The organism is Synechococcus sp. BMK-MC-1, assembly GCF_014279955.1.
Classification (GTDB): domain Bacteria; phylum Cyanobacteriota; class Cyanobacteriia; order PCC-6307; family Cyanobiaceae; genus Synechococcus_C.
Map to the genome: position 1 here is coordinate 812,917 of NZ_CP047939.1, position 15,961 is coordinate 828,877.

Here is a 15,961-nt window from a genome sequence, read left to right on the forward strand (position 1 = left end):
TTTCATGAAGCTGTTATGAATCAATGCTTAGAGATGACTCGAATCATGTGATGTCGTGTTTCCTGATCAGCAACTCCATAGTCTGAATGGCGAATCCAGGCTTTCTCTGAACGTTCGGATTCCAAACCGTACTCATTTGTTTTATGGCTACCGCAATTCGTAGCGGTCGCATCGGCGGCTGGGAACGCTTTTGTCAGTGGGTCACCGACACCAATAACCGCATTTATGTGGGTTGGTTCGGTGTGCTGATGATTCCCTGTCTGCTCGCTGCTACCACCTGCTTCATCGTTGCTTTCATCGCAGCGCCCGCCGTCGATATCGACGGCATTCGTGAGCCCGTCGCTGGCTCTCTGATCTACGGCAACAACATCATCTCCGGTGCTGTTGTGCCCTCCTCGAACGCCATCGGCCTTCACTTCTATCCCATCTGGGAAGCTGCTTCCCTCGATGAATGGCTGTACAACGGCGGTCCTTACCAGCTGGTTGTCTTCCACTTCCTGATCGGTATTTCCGCCTACATGGGGCGCCAGTGGGAACTCTCCTACCGCCTCGGCATGCGCCCCTGGATCTGCGTTGCCTACAGCGCTCCGCTTTCGGCTGCCTTCGCTGTGTTCCTGGTGTACCCCTTTGGTCAGGGTTCTTTCTCTGACGGCATGCCCCTCGGCATCTCCGGCACCTTCAACTTCATGCTGGTGTTCCAGGCAGAGCACAACATCCTGATGCACCCCTTCCACATGCTTGGTGTGGCTGGTGTGTTCGGTGGCTCCCTGTTCTCCGCCATGCACGGCTCCCTGGTGACTTCCTCCCTGGTGCGTGAAACCACCGAGGCTGAATCGCAGAACTACGGATACAAGTTCGGCCAAGAGGAAGAGACCTACAACATCGTGGCTGCCCACGGTTACTTCGGTCGCCTGATCTTCCAATACGCCTCCTTCAACAACAGCCGCAGCCTGCACTTCTTCCTGGCTGCCTGGCCTGTGGTCGGCATCTGGTTCACCTCCATGGGCATCAGCACCATGGCGTTCAACCTGAATGGTTTCAACTTCAACCAGTCGGTTCTGGATGCGCAGGGCCGCGTCCTGAACACCTGGGCTGATGTGCTGAACCGCGCCAATCTCGGCATGGAAGTGATGCACGAGCGCAACGCTCACAACTTCCCCCTCGACCTGGCTGCGACTGAGTCCACTCCTGTGGCTCTGCAAGCACCCGCCATCGGCTGAGGCTGAAGTCTCCAAAAGATTCAGCGTCAGTTGAATCGGAAAGCCCTCACCAATCGGTGGGGGCTTTTTATTGCATTCAAGAATTCAACATTCGTGCGCAGCCATGTGTCTGATCAGATCGATGCATTTGCAGCTGTAGGCCCACTCGTTGTCGTACCAGGCCACCAGTTTCATGAAGCGGTCATTCAGCGCCATTCCCGCTCCCGCATCGAACACCGACGTGCAGCTTTCGCCCAGCAGATCGTTGGAGACGATCGGATCTTCGGTATAGCCGAGGATGCCCGAAAGACCATTCTGTGAGGCTTGTTTGATCGTCTGCTTCAGGTTTTCGTAGCTGGTCGGTCGGTCCAGATTCACTGTGAGATCGACCACGGATACATCCGGAGTCGGAACTCGGAAGGCCATGCCGGTGAGCTTTCCATTCAGTTCAGGGATCACGCGTCCCACCGCTTTGGCGGCTCCCGTGGAGCTGGGAATGATGCTCTGCCCCGCTCCCCGTCCACCACGCCAGTCTTTGAGCGAAGGACTGTCCACTGGTTTCTGTGTTGCTGTGGTGGCATGCACCGTGGTCATCAGACCGCTGACGATTCCGAAGTTGTCGTGCACCACCTTGGCCAGAGGGGCCAAGCAATTGGTCGTGCAGCTGGCATTGGACACAATCGACTGCCCTGCGTAGCTGGTGTGGTTCACACCCATCACAAACATCGGCGTGTCGTCTTTGGAGGGGGCACTCATCACCACGCGCTTGGCGCCGGCATCCAGGTGAGCCTGTGCCAGTGGGCCAGTGAGAAAGAAGCCTGTGCTCTCGAGCACATAATCCGCGCCGATCTCGTTCCAGCGGAGCTGACTCGGATCTCTTTCAGCGGTGATCCGGATCCGTTGGCCATTCACCACAAGCGCCCCGTCCTCGACGCGGATCTCACCTTGAAATTGCCGATGGGTGGAGTCGTAACGCAGCAGATAGGCCAGGTAGTCGACAGCGATCAGGTCATTGACGCCCACAACCTCCACATCCGGGCAGGCCATGGCCTGACGAAAGGCGAGCCGACCAATGCGGCCGAAACCGTTAATACCGATGCGGATGGTCATGGCGCGCAGGAAAGCAGATCCTTCCTGGCTTATAGGGAGCTCACGCTCACTTGAACGCTGCCCTTGCGCAGATCAGCACAGGTCGCTTCAGGGGAGGCGATCCGCGCCATTCATCAGTGGGCCTTATCCATCCCATTGCTGATGCTCGTGGCGTTCGGCTTCCGCATCGGGTTGTCAAGCCGCAAAGTTCCTTTACATTGTTGGGGTCGGACTACCGACTTTCTTTACCGCCGAAGGGTTTTCCCTGACGCTTTCTCCCCCGTTCTCATGACCACCACCATTCAGCAGCGCTCCGGCGCCAATGGCTGGCAGTCCTTCTGCGAGTGGGTCACCTCCACCAACAACCGCCTGTATGTGGGCTGGTTCGGTGTGCTGATGATCCCCACCCTGCTGGCTGCCACCACCTGCTTCATCGTTGCTTTCATCGCAGCGCCCCCCGTCGACATCGACGGCATCCGTGAGCCCGTCGCTGGCTCCCTGATCTACGGCAACAACATCATCTCCGGTGCTGTTGTGCCCTCCTCGAACGCCATCGGCCTTCACTTCTATCCCATCTGGGAAGCTGCTTCTCTCGACGAGTGGCTGTACAACGGCGGTCCTTACCAGCTGGTTGTCTTCCACTTCCTGATCGGCATCTTCTGCTACATGGGTCGCGAGTGGGAACTCTCCTACCGCCTCGGCATGCGCCCCTGGATCTGCGTTGCTTACAGCGCACCCGTGGCTGCTGCTTCCGCCGTGTTCCTGGTGTACCCCTTCGGTCAGGGTTCCTTCTCTGACGGCATGCCCCTCGGCATCTCCGGCACCTTCAACTTCATGCTGGTGTTCCAGGCAGAGCACAACATCCTGATGCACCCCTTCCACATGATGGGCGTCGCAGGTGTGTTCGGTGGCTCCCTGTTCTCCGCCATGCACGGCTCCCTGGTGACCTCCTCCCTGGTGCGTGAAACCACCGAGAGCGAGTCCCAGAACTACGGCTACAAGTTCGGCCAAGAGGAAGAGACCTACAACATCGTGGCTGCCCACGGTTACTTCGGTCGCCTGATCTTCCAATACGCCTCCTTCAACAACAGCCGCAGCCTTCACTTCTTCCTGGCTGCCTGGCCTGTGGTCGGCATTTGGTTCACTGCCCTGGGCGTCAGCACCATGGCTTTCAACCTGAACGGTTTCAACTTCAACCAGTCCATCCTTGATGGTCAGGGCCGCGTCCTGAACACCTGGGCTGATGTGCTGAACCGCGCCAACCTCGGCATGGAAGTGATGCACGAGCGCAACGCTCACAACTTCCCCCTCGACCTGGCTGCTGCTGAGTCCACTCCTGTGGCTCTGCAAGCACCCGCCATCGGCTGAGGCTGAAGTCTCCAAAAGATTCAGCGTCAGTTGAATCGGAAAGCCCCCGCCTCACCGCGGGGGCTTTTTGTTGGGCTGGTTCAGGCTGAATGCTCTCGTGATTGCTGGTGATGAGACCTGTTGCTCCTCTCGTTGAACCGATGTGCGGGATTTGTGCGCTGCATCAGAACTCACCTCAGCTCAAACCCATGGAGATCTGGAGAAGTGAGCATTGGTTGCTGCGTCACCACCCCCATCCCAGTCCCCTCGTTGGTTGGTGTCTGCTCGATGCCCGACGCCACTGCGGAGGTCCTCTTGATTTCAGTGCTGCTGAAGCGGCGGAATGGGGCCTCATCGTGCAACGGGCCTCGCTCCTGGTAAAGCAAACCAGCAGTTGCGAACGCGTCTACGCCATTGCCTTCGGGGAGGGAGCGCGCCATCTCCATCTCCACCTCATCCCGCGTTGCAGCGGCATCCCCGAGACGGAAGCGTGGGCCGTTGCAGACCTCTATCGGGATGTGCAGGGCAAGTGCCGCTTAGCGGCGGCTGATTCCGAGGTTGATGACTGGATTCAGGAAGCACGCCACCAGGCCCTCAGCCTGATGGCCTCAGCTGTGTAGATCGAAGCGGTCGAGCTCCATCACCTTCACCCAGGCTTTGACGAAGTCGGCCACAAAGCGGCTGCTGCCATCGTTCTGGGCATACACCTCAACAATGGCGCGTAGTTGGCTGTTGGATCCGAACACCAAATCGGCGCGACTGGCGCTCCAGCGTTCGACTCCGCTTGAACTGTCGTGACCGACATAAGCATCCTGGGCTTCGTTGATCGGTGTCCAGCGGGTTGTCATGTCCAGCAGGTTCACGCAGAAGTCATTGCTGAGTACGCCAACGTTCTGGGTGAACACGCCTTGACGGTTGCCGCCGGTGTTGGCGCCAAGTACGCGCAGACCCGCCAGCAGCACGGTCATCTCTGGGGCGCTGAGCGTGAGCAGCTGGGCCTTGTCAACAAGAAGTTCCTCGGCCCGCAGGGGTAGGCCGCTGCGTTTCCAGTTGCGGAAGCCGTCGGCCAATGGCTTGAGCACATTGAAGGAGGCGGTGTCGGTCTGCTCCGGGCCTGCATCGGTGCGGCCGGGGCTGAACGGCACCATGACCGGTTGGCCGCCATCAGCGGCAGCCTTCTCCACCGCGGCACATCCTCCCAGCACAACCAGGTCGGCAATGGATACGGACTTGCCATCGGTGCGGCTGCTGTTGAACTCGGACTGAATCGTCTCCAGGGCCGCGAGAACTCCATTCAGTTGCTCGGGATCGTTCACCTCCCAGGTGCGTTGGGGCAAGAGCCGGATGCGACCTCCGTTGGCACCCCCGCGGCGATCGGAGCCGCGGAATGTGGATGCTGAGGCCCAGGCTGTTGCCACGAGGGCGGACATGCTTTGGCCGCTGGCCAGGATCTGCTGCTTGAGGTTGTTGATGTCAGCGTCGTCGATCAGCGCATGGTTGCCGTCAGGAATCGGGTCTTGCCAGATCTGCACCTCCTCGGGAACATCCTGGCCGAGGTAAAGAGCGCGGGGCCCTAAATCGCGATGGGTGAGTTTGAACCAGGCTCGGGCAAACGCATCGGCGAACGCCTCCTGGTCGAGATGGAAGCGCCGGGCCACCGGCTCCATGATCGCGTCGTGCCTGAGGGACAGATCAGCGGTGGTCATGATCGGAGCGGATGACTTCCCGGCCACATGGGCATCGGGAATCATGTGCTCGGGCTTCACATCCTTGGCCGTCCATTGCCAAGCGCCGGCTGGGCTCTTGGTGAGTTCCCACTCATAGGTGAACATCATCTGGAAATAGCCCTGATCCCAGCGGGTTGGGTTCGGTTTCCAGGCGCCTTCGATGCCACTAGTGATGGTGTGCTCGCCTTTGCCCGTTTCGTAGCTGTTTCGCCATCCCAGGCCCTGCTCATGGAGAGCAGCACCTTCTGGTTCGGCGTCCAGGTTGCTGTCTGGAGCTGCACCGTGGCACTTGCCGAACGTGTGTCCTCCAGCCACCAGGGCCACCGTTTCCTCCACGGTCATGCCCATGCGGGCAAAGGTTTCACGCACGTCGCGACCTGACGCCACAGGATCGGGTTCGCCACCAGGACCCTCAGGATTCACATAGATGAGCCCCATCTGAACGGCTGCAAGGGGTTGCTCGAGCTCCCCCTTTTCGTTGTGCCGCTCATCGCTGAGCCAACCGGTTTCCGTCCCCCAGAACACATCCTCTTCCGGTTGCCAGATGTCCACACGGCCGCCGGCGAAGCCGAAGGTGCGGAACCCCATGGATTCCAGGGCCACGTTGCCCGACAGGATGATCAAGTCAGCCCAGGAGATGGCGTTGCCGTACTTGCGTTTGATTGGCCACAGCAGCCGCCGGGCCTTGTCGAGGTTGGTGTTGTCAGGCCAGCTGTTGAGGGGGGCAAAGCGCTGGTTGCCGTGGCCTGCTCCGCCGCGACCATCGCCCGTGCGATAGGTGCCTGCGCTGTGCCAGGCCAGACGGATGAACAGTGCTCCGTAATGACCCCAGTCGGCGGGCCACCAGTCTTGGGAATCGGTCATCAGGGCCTGAAGATCAGCCTTCAGGGCGCTGTAATCGAGTGCGGCAAATGCTGTGCGGTAATCGAAATCGTCGCCCAGCGGATTGGAGGCCGGGTGATGTTGATGCAGGATCCCGAGGTCGATCTGATTGGGCCACCAATCGCTGTTACCTGTTCTCCCCGCGGGTGTAACGGCTCCGGTGTGACCACTGAATGGGCATTTCAGATCTGACATCGAAAGCGTCTACATCCTCTTTTTGGACCTTATCCATCAGCTCAGATGGCCGCCAGCGATCCAGCGCACATCTCCAGGGTCTGAAGCAGCAGTCGGTCGCATCCTGGAGAGGCGATCAGCCCAAGACCGAGCGGCTTGTTGTCCACTCCCCCCGTGGGAATGCTGAGTTCAGGAGCCCCGGTTAGGCCAGCCAAGGCATTGAGCCGGATGAGTTGTCCCACCAGCGAGCCCGCACCACGGTCCAGGGAAAAGCTGCCGATTGCTGGGGCTGTGCCAGGCGTAATCGGCTGGGCCAGCAACCCATGGTCACCCAGTATTGACGCCAGGGCCTCGCGGACTCGATTCCTGCGCTGAATCAGCTGAAGCTTGTCGCTGCGTGCTCGGTTCTGCACCATCGCCAGGTTGCGCTGAAAGACGGCACCCAATGGCAGATCTTCTGGTAAGTCGGCGAATGTGGCAGCAATCTCATCCCACTGGATCGCCTGAAACAGGCTCTGCAAGTCCTGCGGTTCAGACAGCTCTAATTGCGACAGGCTGATGGTGTCCAGGGTGCTGCCGATCGTTTGCCTGAGTTGTTCACAAGCATCGAGCAGGACGTTGCGCGTTGCGCGCTCAACACCTGTCCACAGTTCGGGAATCCAGAACAAGCGTTCAGGTGCCGCAGATTCAGAGGCGCTTTCATTGCTGCTTGATGAGAGCAGCACATCCGCCGCCTCCAGCAGAAGCTTGTAATCCCCGCATAACAGCCCCGTTGTGTCGAGACTTGGTGCCAGGGACTGCATTCCTTTTGTGGAAACAGCACCATGGCTCGGCCGCCAACCCAATAGGCCGCACCAGCTGGCCGGCACGCGAATCGATCCGCCGGTGTCTGAGCCCAGGGCCAGGTCCACATCACCCTTCGCCACAGCAGCGGCACTACCGCTGCTGGAGCCTCCAGTCACGCACCCTGGAGCGGCACTGTTGGCGGGAGAGCCCGTCCAGGGACTCTCACCACTGAGTCCGAAGGCGAATTCATCCATGGTGGTGCTGCCACAGCAGATTGCACCCGCGTCGAGCAGTTGCTGAACAGCGGTTGCGTTGCAGCTGCTGGGGCGCTGTTGCTGGCGCCAATGAGGATTGCCGCAGCCGCGTCGTTCACCCTGAATATCGAACAAGTCCTTGACTGCGAAGGTCTGCCCGTTGAGTGCTCCGCTCGTGGTGACAACTCTGCTCAGTCGCTGGGTCCAGATTGCGTCAGTTGGCATCACGATCACCGGAACCGCCTAATTCCATCCCCAGAAAGTCACGTTTGCCGATGTTGACACCGTTATGCCGAAGGATGGCGTAAGCCGTTGTGGTGTGGAAATACACGTTGGGCAACAGGAAATCCGTGAGGAACTCGAGGGCGTGGAAGGTGAGTTTTCCGCCACCGAAGCTCTTGGGGATCGGCATCACCACGCTGCTTTGCTCCTTGCCGATGAATGCTTCTGCAGGGAATGCCTCCAGTTGCGCGAGGGTGGTGTCGATGCGGGCAATCAGCCCCTCAAAACTTGGGGCGTTGTCGGGAAGGGATGAAGGCTCCTCGCCAATAAGCCGTGCTGCTCCTCGGCGGGCGATGTCGGTGGCGGCCTGCACCTGTTGCTGAAGATCGAACATGTCGGGATAGAGCCGACTGGCCAGCAGCACGGTTTCATCGATTCCCCGCGCCTCGAGATCGGCGGCCGCCAGGCGCAGAATTTCCTGCAAGTTGCTGAGGACCCGTTTGAGCTGCCGGATGGCCAGGGTGTGCAGGTCGGTGCTCATGGCCGGGGGACTGAGGACCCCACTCCTAGCCATAGGGACCGAAACGCGTCGCGCAGGCAGCACCACAGCGCGCACCGAGTTGCACGGCATCCGCCACTGCCCAGCCCGCGGCCAGGCCAGCGGTCACACCCGCGGCAAAGCTGTCGCCGCAGCCGTAGGACTCGACGCTGGGACCAGGGAGAGGCTCTGGGGCAAAGCGACCTCCGGGAACCAACAGACCACCCTCAGCACCTTCGGTGGCGATGCGCAGCCTGGGGGCGGGTTCAGGGGTTCCCTCGGGCAGCTGTTCGCTGGGATCAAGGCCACTGCCGATCAAGGCATCCAGTGGAACCGATGCCTCCTCCAGCACCGGCAGACGCAGCCTTGGCGTGGCTGTGAGCACCCTGGCTTGTCGGGCCAGGCGCAAGCCAGCGGCATCGGTCGCGGACACGAACACGCCATCGCAGCTCGCCAAGCGTTCCCAGCCAAGGTCATCCTCTGCGCAAGGGGTGAGGCGTTCCCCAATCACCGTGATGGCCCGGTCGCCGCCGGGATCCATCAGGCTGATGCCACGCCGGCTTGGGGTGTCGCGCCAGGCAACCACAGGCTCCACCCCCAGCTCCCTGAGGCGTTGTTCACTGCGTTGTCCGATGGCATCGGAGCCGAGAGCGGTGAAAAACAGCACCCGACGCCCAGTGAGACGCGCCAGCTGAACAGCAACGACAGCTCCTGCGCCGGCCGGTTCCTCGAGGGATCGGCAGGCGCGGCTGATGCGGCCTGGCTGGGGCAGGGCATCGACCTCCAGAAACGTGACCCATTCCTGATGACCGATCACGGCCAGGTTCAAGGCGGACAGGTCTGGCAGGTCGCTCAAAGCCACGGGGTTAGGGGACGGGCAGGAGGGATTGGGCTGCATCACGCAGGCGCACGTTGATCTTGCCGCCCACGGAGTTCACTTTGACCCCACCGATGATGTTGAGCGTCTCCCCATCGGGAGTGCTCACCTGCAGCGTTTCACCATCCACCGCTCGAATGGAGACGGGATTGGAGACCTCCGAAACGACAATGGGGGTGTCCACATTCACATCACTATTGACCTCCAGCGGCGTGCTGGTGTCCACCTGAATCGGTCGGCTTAAGGACACTCCTTCCGGCACTTTGACGCTGCCGCTGACTGGAAGGGCTTTGATGGCCTCGACGGACAGCGCACCCTCACTTTTAACGCGCACGGGGACTTTGAACTGTTCCACGCTCACGCCACCGACGAGTTTCACCGGCAGGGGCTGACTGAGGGGAAGACCGATGGGGATTGGTTTTCTCAGAATCTGTACGGCGGCGATGGCAACGGCCCAGGCCGCCAGGACGACGGCCAGGGGCCAGCGACTGGCCATCAGCAGCTCGAACCAGCGGGGATCGTTCGCTTGCCTTTGCGTGTCGCCGCGCTGGGTCATGGCTGCTGTTGCACAAAATCAACCCGGTTGTACCGGGTTCTGGGTTCGGCAGCATGAATCCGAAGGGGGCTTCAAGCGATCAGAGTTCGTAGTCCTCCTCGAACTGGCTCAGCAGCCCCTTGTAGAGAGCAAGGGTTCCCTCGCTTTCTTCGGTCACGCCCTCGCTGTCATAAAGCTTGGTGAGATGGGCGCTGGCCACGTGCACGCGGGAAAACGCTTCCGCATATTCGTTCTGAATGTCTTCTTCCCGGATATCCCGAATCATCGCGGAGATGAACTCCACTTTTTTTTGGGCGGCTTTGATTTCAGCCTCCATCTCCTTGCTGAGCTTGCGGCGCTTGCGAGGCATGCCTCTGATCTGACAGCCCTCAACACTAAAGCTGAGGGCGTGTGGTGGCGTTGATCAGAAGCAGAAGGGCAAATACTGGGCACTGCAGGCGGCATAGCCATCAACCAGGGGGCCCAAGCCGATCTGATGCAAGATGCCTTGTCCTGTCAGCCCCTCGGTGATCACACCAATCACAAATCCGAGCATGGCGGCGCGTCCGTTGAAACGTTCAACCTTTGCCAGTTGCTCTTCGTGAATGGCACGAGCCGCCGAGCCTTGGAACCAGCTGTCTTGTGCGGAATTGCGCTCCATGTCTTGCACCTGTCGTTGTGCAACAAACTGTAACAGCAATTTGACGATTGGTTTCGCCTAGGCCTTTTTCCATTCAACACGCTTTCTGCGCCGGGGGTAAAGCTCGCGGCAGAGCGGGCACACCGTGCCGTCGCACCCTCGGGCCGTGCAGTACTCCCGCCCGTAAAAAATGATCTGGAGATGAAGCTTGTTCCAAGAGTCTTTGGGAAACAGCTTCTTGAGATCTTTTTCGGTTGTCGCCACCGACTCTCCGCTGCTCAGCCCCCAGCGCTGGGCCAAGCGGTGGATGTGGGTATCCACAGGGAATGCGGGAACACCGAAAGCCTGCGCCATCACCACGCTGGCGGTTTTGTGGCCCACGCCCGGCAGCGCTTCCAGTTCTTCGAAGCTGGCCGGAACCTGGCCTGCATGCACATTCACAAGAATGTGGGCCAGCTTGTGCACATTCTTGGATTTGGTCTTGGCCAGGCCAAGTTGGCGGATATGGGAGAGGATCTCGTTCTCGTTGAGGGCGGCCATCGCTTCTGGCGTGGGGCCGGCGGCAAATAGTGCGGGTGTGACCTCATTGACCTTTTTGTCGGTGCACTGAGCGCTGAGCAGAACCGCGATCAACAGGGTGAACGGATCGCTGTGGTCGAGAGGGATCGGCGGTTCGGGATAGTGCGCGTTCAATCGCTCCAGAACCACGGCCGCCCGCTCGTGCTTCTTCATGACGCTGAAACGAAAGAGTCATCGTTGCAGCGCTTCCTTCCGGATGCGAGCATCAACAACCTCTGAAACCTCCGTTGATGAGCTCCCAGGCGTCTAGACCCGAATCCGACACGCTGAACGCCTATGAACGGGTGGTGCAGAAAGAAGAGGAAGCCGCACAGAAGCGAGCGAAAGCTGAGGATGCAAAAGCAAAAGAGGATGATCCCAGCGACCTCTACAGGCAGCACAGCCATCAGCAGTCGATGGAAGGGGGGTGACGCTGATTCAGGACCCTGGTTGGATCGCTTTCTTCACAGACTCAACGCCCTTCTGGATTGCTTCGGCTGGTGCCTTGATCATTTGCTGTTTGGTGTTCGACCAGATGTTGATGGCATACACAATTGATCCTCCAATGATCAGCGCGGCCACAACCAAGCCGATGCCATTGCCTCCCTGCTTGATCACCACGGGTTGCTGCTGATCCTGTTCGCTCATGGCCAAGGTCGTTCCTGAAGCGGTTGTAGCCATCGCGCCGGATTCTGGCCGCTGAGTGGATTTGACTTACGGTCACGGACGACGTCGCCATTGCTTCCTTGAGCAGCACAACCCGGGGTGTGATCTACGTGTCGGTGTGGGTGGTGATTTGGGGCACCGCTGCGTCGCTTGTTGATTGGCTTCTCCTCAATGCCGATCTCTACGAGACCGGCAGTTTCGGGCAGGTGGCCACCTTCATCGGCTACGGAGCTGCTGCTGCCGTTCTGGCCGTGAAAGCCTCCGGTCGCTTCTTGGGGGGGGGCAGCGCAGAGGACGAAGAGAGCTAAGACTCGTTCTGCACGACTTTCGCTGCGATCAGTCCGGCGATGAATCCTGTGGCATGTCCGATCCAGCTCACACCAGCCGGTGACGCCCAGGGCAGAAGTCCTGGCAAGGCACTTCCGAACAGCAACAGGGTGGTCAGGCTCAAAAGGATGGCCAGAGGCCGCCGTTCGAGAAAGCCGATGCACAGCAGGTAGCCGAGGAGTCCATACACCACACCCGAGAGGCCATGGGCTCCAACGGGCCAGAACAGCCACACCGGGATTTCCAGCAGGATGACCGCGATCCAAACGGCGACATAGTCCCTGGTGCTGCGCGCCAGCACCAGGTAACTGAGGGGAAGAAACACCAGGCTGTTGGCGAGCAGATGCCCGAATCCCCCATGACTGAAAGGCGCTGTGAACAAGGACCACCAAGGAGTCCCAGGGCCCATGGCCAGATTCCAGCGACCGGCGAACACCAGTTGATCGATCAGCTCCTGGAGCCAGGCGATGCCCAGGAGGATCAGCGGAAGTGCGATCACTGCACGCGGAACGTCACACCCATCACGGCGGTGATGTCTTTCTCGATCGTGCGGGTGTCGTACGAGCCATAGCGGCCCATGTCCGTTGAATTCGGAACTGTGATTTGAAACGTGCCGGTATCGGCTTTGGTGATGGCCCCAATCCCTGATCCTGCCTGCCCTGCAATGGCCACAGCGCGTTTGCGCGCGTCGGCTGTGGCTTTGGCGAGCATGTCGACGCGTTTGTCGGCGAGTTTCGTGTAGGTGTAAGCAGGTGGCTGAATCGTGAGCGAGACGCCATCACCGACCAGTGAACCGATGGATCGGGACACCTTGCTGATCAGATTCACATCAGGGGTGCTGATGCGGATCGGCTGCCGGGCCGACCACTCCGTTTTGATCAAGGCCCCGTTCACGCGGTTGCGGATGTCGTTGCTCGACGACTCGAGAACCGCGAGCTGAATGGAGCCATCGGGAACGCCCTGCGTCCGCAGAAACGCCAGTGTTTGCTGAAGATCAGGCTGCACGGCCTGATAAGCGGCCTGCTGGCTTGCCCCGCTGCCTTGAACCACCACGGTCCAGTCGGCGTAGTCACTGCGGATGCGTTCCGTGCTGGCTCCCGTCACGGTGATGGTGTCCGCGGCTGTGCGGATCCCTTTCACGGCCACAGCACCGGCCACCACCAGTCCGGCACTGAGCACCACCATGGGCAGCACCAGCGGAGGCGTCCGACGGATCCAGCCCATGAAGCCGCTCGCTGGCACGTGTTGGGCTTCGGTTTCGAGTCCGTCCACTGGATCACGTTTCGTCGTATCAAAACCCTAGGGACTGCGTTTTCGTCCGGCATGTCCGCAACGGTGCGGAGCTGTGACCGGCTATGAATCGTTCACTGCTCTCTGCACCTCTCCATGACCACCAAAACCGAGGTGATCGTGATTGGCAGCGGTATCGGCGGTTTGTGTTGTGCAGCCCTCTGTGCCCGTGCTGGCCATGAGGTGCTCGTGCTCGAGGCCCATGGGGCACCCGGTGGTGCTGCCCACGGCTTTCAGCGCCAGGGTTATCACTTCGAATCCGGTCCATCGCTGTGGAGTGGTCTGGGCCGGTGGCCCAGCAACAATCCTCTCGCTCAAATCCTTCGGGCTCTCGATGAACCGATCGAGGTGATGTCCTACCGGGACTGGGACGTTCTCTTCCCGGAAGGTCATCTTCGGATTGGCGTTGGCGCTGACGGTTTTGAGCAGGTGGTGCACCAGCTTCGCGGTGATGCAGCCGTTGAGGAATGGAGGCGTTTCGCCAGAACGCTGCAGCCAATCGCTGCGGCGGCGGATGCTCTGCCCCTGCTGGCGCTTCCACCGGCAGGGATCGATGGACTGGGCCCCCTTCTCAAACGCAGCGGCCGCTTGTTGCCCCATCTTCCGGCCCTTCGCCATCTCAGCGGTGCCTTCGCTCCGCTTGTGGACCGTCAGCTAACGGACCCCTTCTTGCGGCACTGGGTTGACCTTCTCTGCTTTCTGATCAGCGGGATGCCGATGGCCGATACCAACGCTGCGGCCATGGCCACCCTGTTTGGGGAATGGTTTGATCCTGAGGCCTGTCTTGACTTCCCCAAGGGCGGAAGTGCCGGTGTTGTGAACGCTCTTGTGCGGGGCTTGCAAAAGCACGGTGGGACGTTGCGACTGGGGGCCCGGGTCAAGCAGATCAGGCTTGATGGCGATCGGGTGATCGGCGTGGAGCTCACCAACGGAGAGCAACTGGATGCGGATCATGTGGTGAGCAATGCCGATGCCTGGAGCACGGCGGCGTTGCTGCCAGAGAAGGGCACGTCGCGATGGCGGCAGGAACGTTTGAACACGCCTGCTTGCGGTTCATTCCTGCATCTTCATCTCGGTTTTGATGCTGCTGGGTTGGATGACCTGCCGATCCATACCGTCTGGGTTGGGGACTGGGAGCGAGGCATCACAGCGGAGCGCAACGCCGTGGTGGTGTCAGTTCCGTCGGTGTTGGATCCCGCTATGGCACCTCCTGGTCAGCACGTGCTGCATGCCTACACGCCAGCGAATGAACCTTGGGAGCACTGGAGCGGGTTGGAGCGATCCACGCCTGAGTACGACCGCCAGCGTGCTGATCGCTGTGGGGTGTTCTGGCATGTGCTGGAGCAGCGCATTCCCGATCTCCGCAGCCGTTGCCGGGTTGTGATGGAGGGCACGCCACTGACGCACCGCCATTACTTATCGGTTCATCACGGCAGCTATGGCCCCGCGCTCTCGGCAGCTCGGGGATTGTTCCCGGGGGTGCAGACCCCGGTGGAAGGACTCCTCCAGTGCGGTGCTAGCACCTTCCCCGGTATCGGCATTCCTCCGGTGGCCGCCAGCGGTGCGATGGCGGCCCATGCCATCACCGGAAAAAAAGCCCAGTCCGAGCTGCTCGAGAGCCTGGCACTTTGAAGCTCCTGGTCCGTCTCAGTTGGAGCGACGGCCTCCAGCCAGCACCGCCAGCACGGTCAGGCCTCCCAGAAGAACCCCTCCGGCCGCTGCAATCGCGACGGCGATCAAGGGCTTCTCCTTGACGGGTTGCTCGAGACGGGGGCGCAGGGCCTCATCAAGCTGGTGCAGCTTGGCATCGAGCTGCTTCTGGAGTGGATCAATCGCCTGCACGACCTGCTCGCGCACGGTGCGCAGCCCCGTGCCTTGATCCGTTTGCGGCTCGGCAACGGCGGACTGGCCGTTGCTGGAGACCTCATGCTCAAAAGGAGGAACCATGGAGAAATGCTGCAAGGGTTCTCCCGTGCACTAGCGCCGGATTGGCCTGGTATGACGCACTTTCCCGTTTCTTTCTTTAGGTTCCGCCCCGATGTCAACGGGCAGTTCAGTGGTCGTTCAGGTTCTCAGTGCCAACGAGCGCTACAAGCTGGATGGCAGTGATGATGCTCTCTTCTACAGCGAGCCTCGTTTCGTTCAGCATCTGGATGCCGGTTTCAGGGGGCGACTGACCCAGCTCTACCGCGAACGCATCCCCACCTGTGCCGTGGTGCTGGATCTTATGAGCAGTTGGGTGAGTCATCTTCCCGACGATCAGCGTTATGAGCAAGTGATCGGCCATGGCCTCAACGCCCAGGAGTTGGAGGCCAATCCCCGTCTCGATCGTCATTGGGTTCAGAACCTCAACCAGTTGCAGGAGTTGCCTCTCGACGACAGCAGCGTGGATTGCACCTTGATTGTGGCGGGATGGCAATACCTGCAGCAGCCGGAAGCCATTGCCGAGGAGCTTCTGCGGATCACCCGTCCCAACGGCCAGGTGATCGTGGCGTTCAGCAATCGCATGTTCTTCACCAAAGCTCCTCAGATCTGGACCGATGGTGCCGATGGCGATCACCTTCGTTATGTCGCGGAGGTGCTGATGGCTCAGGGCTGGCCCAAGCCGGAACTGATTGCTGAGGAGACCCGCATGCCTGGCCCCATGGGTTGGGTGGGCGGAAAGGGCGATCCGTTCTTTGCGGTGATCGCCACCAAACCGGTGCCCTCAGCTGCCATCGTCTGATGGCTCAGGGGGAATCGACTGCCAGCCGCTGTCCCAGCGTGATTGGTCGCAGAGCTCGCTCCAGCTGAGGCGCAGTCGAACCTCAGGTGTGAGTACGGAGCACAGTTCCACCCAGCGTTCGGCTC

21 protein-coding genes are annotated in these 15,961 nt (G+C 60.4%); 7 read left to right on the forward strand and 14 right to left on the reverse strand.

What is annotated here, in order from left to right:
* The first annotated feature begins 143 nt into the window (after window positions 1-143).
* A complete protein-coding gene (psbA, locus tag SynBMKMC1_RS04355) occupies window positions 144-1,220 on the forward strand; it encodes a photosystem II q(b) protein (RefSeq protein ID WP_186472828.1) in 1,077 nt (358 codons plus the stop codon).
* Window positions 1,221-1,304: 84 nt separating this feature from the next.
* Here the strand turns inward: psbA (SynBMKMC1_RS04355) and gap are convergent, their stop codons facing one another.
* Window positions 1,305-2,309, reverse strand: a complete 1,005-nt coding sequence (gap, locus tag SynBMKMC1_RS04360) for a type I glyceraldehyde-3-phosphate dehydrogenase (RefSeq protein WP_186472829.1) — start codon at window positions 2,307-2,309, stop codon at window positions 1,305-1,307.
* 267 nt (window positions 2,310-2,576) lie between these two features.
* Here gap and psbA (SynBMKMC1_RS04365) point away from each other — a divergent pair, with 267 nt between their 5' ends.
* Together psbA (SynBMKMC1_RS04365) and SynBMKMC1_RS04370 are read left to right on the forward strand one after the other, a co-directional pair.
* Entirely contained in the window at window positions 2,577-3,656 is a 1,080-nt protein-coding gene (gene psbA / locus SynBMKMC1_RS04365) for a photosystem II q(b) protein (protein ID WP_006040880.1), read from the forward strand.
* 110 nt (window positions 3,657-3,766) lie between these two features.
* The gene (locus SynBMKMC1_RS04370) at window positions 3,767-4,255 is read left to right on the forward strand and encodes an HIT family protein (protein ID WP_186472830.1); all 489 of its coding nucleotides are present in this window, start codon (window positions 3,767-3,769) and stop codon (window positions 4,253-4,255) included.
* On the opposite strand, the gene katG is transcribed toward SynBMKMC1_RS04370, so the two are convergent.
* From katG to nth, 8 genes are all read right to left on the reverse strand, one after another.
* Window positions 4,244-6,439, reverse strand: coding sequence for a catalase/peroxidase HPI (gene katG / locus SynBMKMC1_RS04375; RefSeq protein ID WP_186472831.1), 2,196 nt, complete (start codon window positions 6,437-6,439; stop codon window positions 4,244-4,246). The genes SynBMKMC1_RS04370 and katG overlap by 12 nt on opposite strands.
* A 41-nt stretch (window positions 6,440-6,480) precedes the next feature.
* Window positions 6,481-7,683, reverse strand: a complete 1,203-nt coding sequence (locus tag SynBMKMC1_RS04380; protein ID WP_186472832.1) for an amidase family protein — start codon at window positions 7,681-7,683, stop codon at window positions 6,481-6,483.
* The gene (locus SynBMKMC1_RS04385) at window positions 7,673-8,221 is read right to left on the reverse strand and encodes a DUF1993 family protein (RefSeq protein WP_186472833.1); all 549 of its coding nucleotides are present in this window, start codon (window positions 8,219-8,221) and stop codon (window positions 7,673-7,675) included. The genes SynBMKMC1_RS04380 and SynBMKMC1_RS04385 overlap by 11 nt, the downstream gene beginning before the upstream one ends.
* Before the next feature lie 25 nt (window positions 8,222-8,246).
* A complete protein-coding gene (locus tag SynBMKMC1_RS04390) occupies window positions 8,247-9,080 on the reverse strand; it encodes a PfkB family carbohydrate kinase (protein WP_186472834.1) in 834 nt (277 codons plus the stop codon).
* A gap of 4 nt (window positions 9,081-9,084) precedes the next feature.
* Entirely contained in the window at window positions 9,085-9,651 is a 567-nt protein-coding gene (locus tag SynBMKMC1_RS04395; RefSeq protein WP_186472835.1) for a hypothetical protein, read from the reverse strand.
* A 79-nt stretch (window positions 9,652-9,730) separates the two neighbouring features.
* The gene (locus SynBMKMC1_RS04400) at window positions 9,731-10,000 is read right to left on the reverse strand and encodes a hypothetical protein (RefSeq protein ID WP_186472836.1); all 270 of its coding nucleotides are present in this window, start codon (window positions 9,998-10,000) and stop codon (window positions 9,731-9,733) included.
* Between the two features lie 54 nt (window positions 10,001-10,054).
* On the reverse strand, window positions 10,055-10,291 hold the full coding sequence (locus SynBMKMC1_RS04405) for a high light inducible protein (RefSeq protein ID WP_011932705.1): 237 nt from the start codon (window positions 10,289-10,291) through the stop codon (window positions 10,055-10,057).
* Between the two features lie 57 nt (window positions 10,292-10,348).
* Window positions 10,349-11,002, reverse strand: coding sequence for an endonuclease III (gene nth / locus SynBMKMC1_RS04410; protein WP_186472837.1), 654 nt, complete (start codon window positions 11,000-11,002; stop codon window positions 10,349-10,351).
* A gap of 77 nt (window positions 11,003-11,079) precedes the next feature.
* Between nth and SynBMKMC1_RS04415 the strand changes: the two genes are divergently transcribed.
* On the forward strand, window positions 11,080-11,259 hold the full coding sequence (locus SynBMKMC1_RS04415) for a hypothetical protein (protein WP_186472838.1): 180 nt from the start codon (window positions 11,080-11,082) through the stop codon (window positions 11,257-11,259).
* A 7-nt stretch (window positions 11,260-11,266) separates the two neighbouring features.
* Here SynBMKMC1_RS04415 and SynBMKMC1_RS04420 read toward each other — a convergent pair whose 3' ends face one another.
* Window positions 11,267-11,509, reverse strand: coding sequence for a hypothetical protein (locus SynBMKMC1_RS04420; RefSeq protein WP_255486297.1), 243 nt, complete (start codon window positions 11,507-11,509; stop codon window positions 11,267-11,269).
* Between the two features lie 65 nt (window positions 11,510-11,574).
* On the opposite strand from SynBMKMC1_RS04420, the gene SynBMKMC1_RS04425 reads away from it, so the two are divergent.
* Window positions 11,575-11,802, forward strand: coding sequence for a hypothetical protein (locus SynBMKMC1_RS04425; RefSeq protein WP_011932709.1), 228 nt, complete (start codon window positions 11,575-11,577; stop codon window positions 11,800-11,802).
* Here SynBMKMC1_RS04425 and SynBMKMC1_RS04430 read toward each other — a convergent pair.
* On the reverse strand, window positions 11,799-12,320 hold the full coding sequence (locus tag SynBMKMC1_RS04430) for a rhomboid family intramembrane serine protease (protein WP_186472839.1): 522 nt from the start codon (window positions 12,318-12,320) through the stop codon (window positions 11,799-11,801). The two genes, SynBMKMC1_RS04425 and SynBMKMC1_RS04430, sit on opposite strands and share 4 nt — an antisense overlap.
* Window positions 12,317-13,045 carry an SIMPL domain-containing protein gene (locus SynBMKMC1_RS04435; protein ID WP_186473321.1) on the reverse strand — a complete coding sequence of 243 codons (729 nt, stop codon included), beginning with the start codon at window positions 13,043-13,045 and terminating at the stop codon, window positions 12,317-12,319. Before SynBMKMC1_RS04435 ends, SynBMKMC1_RS04430 begins: the two co-directional genes overlap by 4 nt.
* A gap of 162 nt (window positions 13,046-13,207) precedes the next feature.
* On the opposite strand from SynBMKMC1_RS04435, the gene SynBMKMC1_RS04440 reads away from it, so the two are divergent.
* Window positions 13,208-14,743, forward strand: coding sequence for an NAD(P)/FAD-dependent oxidoreductase (locus SynBMKMC1_RS04440; RefSeq protein ID WP_186472840.1), 1,536 nt, complete (start codon window positions 13,208-13,210; stop codon window positions 14,741-14,743).
* A gap of 15 nt (window positions 14,744-14,758) precedes the next feature.
* On the opposite strand, the gene SynBMKMC1_RS04445 is transcribed toward SynBMKMC1_RS04440, so the two are convergent.
* Window positions 14,759-15,058, reverse strand: a complete 300-nt coding sequence (locus tag SynBMKMC1_RS04445) for a hypothetical protein (protein ID WP_186472841.1) — start codon at window positions 15,056-15,058, stop codon at window positions 14,759-14,761.
* Between the two features lie 109 nt (window positions 15,059-15,167).
* On the opposite strand from SynBMKMC1_RS04445, the gene SynBMKMC1_RS04450 reads away from it, so the two are divergent.
* Complete coding sequence (locus SynBMKMC1_RS04450; RefSeq protein WP_186472842.1) at window positions 15,168-15,836, forward strand: class I SAM-dependent methyltransferase; 669 nt, start codon at window positions 15,168-15,170, stop codon at window positions 15,834-15,836.
* Here SynBMKMC1_RS04450 and SynBMKMC1_RS14615 read toward each other — a convergent pair.
* A complete protein-coding gene (locus tag SynBMKMC1_RS14615) occupies window positions 15,819-15,947 on the reverse strand; it encodes a TIGR02450 family Trp-rich protein (RefSeq protein WP_255486298.1) in 129 nt (42 codons plus the stop codon). The genes SynBMKMC1_RS04450 and SynBMKMC1_RS14615 overlap by 18 nt on opposite strands.
* Between the last annotated feature and the right edge of the window lie 14 nt (window positions 15,948-15,961).

What these genes read in the sequence shown, in the direction of transcription:
- psbA (WP_186472828.1), top strand. Translation starts at nt 144, where the DNA reads ATGGCTACCGCAATTCGTAGCGGTCGCATCGGCGGCTGGGAACGCTTT.
- gap (WP_186472829.1), bottom strand. Translation starts at nt 2,309, where the DNA reads ATGACCATCCGCATCGGTATTAACGGTTTCGGCCGCATTGGTCGGCTC.
- psbA (WP_006040880.1), top strand. Translation starts at nt 2,577, where the DNA reads ATGACCACCACCATTCAGCAGCGCTCCGGCGCCAATGGCTGGCAGTCC.
- SynBMKMC1_RS04370 (WP_186472830.1), top strand. Translation starts at nt 3,767, where the DNA reads ATGAGACCTGTTGCTCCTCTCGTTGAACCGATGTGCGGGATTTGTGCG.
- katG (WP_186472831.1), bottom strand. Translation starts at nt 6,439, where the DNA reads ATGTCAGATCTGAAATGCCCATTCAGTGGTCACACCGGAGCCGTTACA.
- SynBMKMC1_RS04380 (WP_186472832.1), bottom strand. Translation starts at nt 7,683, where the DNA reads ATGCCAACTGACGCAATCTGGACCCAGCGACTGAGCAGAGTTGTCACC.
- SynBMKMC1_RS04385 (WP_186472833.1), bottom strand. Translation starts at nt 8,221, where the DNA reads ATGAGCACCGACCTGCACACCCTGGCCATCCGGCAGCTCAAACGGGTC.
- SynBMKMC1_RS04395 (WP_186472835.1), bottom strand. Translation starts at nt 9,651, where the DNA reads ATGACCCAGCGCGGCGACACGCAAAGGCAAGCGAACGATCCCCGCTGG.
- SynBMKMC1_RS04400 (WP_186472836.1), bottom strand. Translation starts at nt 10,000, where the DNA reads ATGCCTCGCAAGCGCCGCAAGCTCAGCAAGGAGATGGAGGCTGAAATC.
- SynBMKMC1_RS04405 (WP_011932705.1), bottom strand. Translation starts at nt 10,291, where the DNA reads ATGGAGCGCAATTCCGCACAAGACAGCTGGTTCCAAGGCTCGGCGGCT.
- nth (WP_186472837.1), bottom strand. Translation starts at nt 11,002, where the DNA reads ATGAAGAAGCACGAGCGGGCGGCCGTGGTTCTGGAGCGATTGAACGCG.
- SynBMKMC1_RS04415 (WP_186472838.1), top strand. Translation starts at nt 11,080, where the DNA reads ATGAGCTCCCAGGCGTCTAGACCCGAATCCGACACGCTGAACGCCTAT.
- SynBMKMC1_RS04420 (WP_255486297.1), bottom strand. Translation starts at nt 11,509, where the DNA reads ATGGCTACAACCGCTTCAGGAACGACCTTGGCCATGAGCGAACAGGAT.
- SynBMKMC1_RS04435 (WP_186473321.1), bottom strand. Translation starts at nt 13,045, where the DNA reads ATGGGCTGGATCCGTCGGACGCCTCCGCTGGTGCTGCCCATGGTGGTG.
- SynBMKMC1_RS04440 (WP_186472840.1), top strand. Translation starts at nt 13,208, where the DNA reads ATGACCACCAAAACCGAGGTGATCGTGATTGGCAGCGGTATCGGCGGT.
- SynBMKMC1_RS04445 (WP_186472841.1), bottom strand. Translation starts at nt 15,058, where the DNA reads ATGGTTCCTCCTTTTGAGCATGAGGTCTCCAGCAACGGCCAGTCCGCC.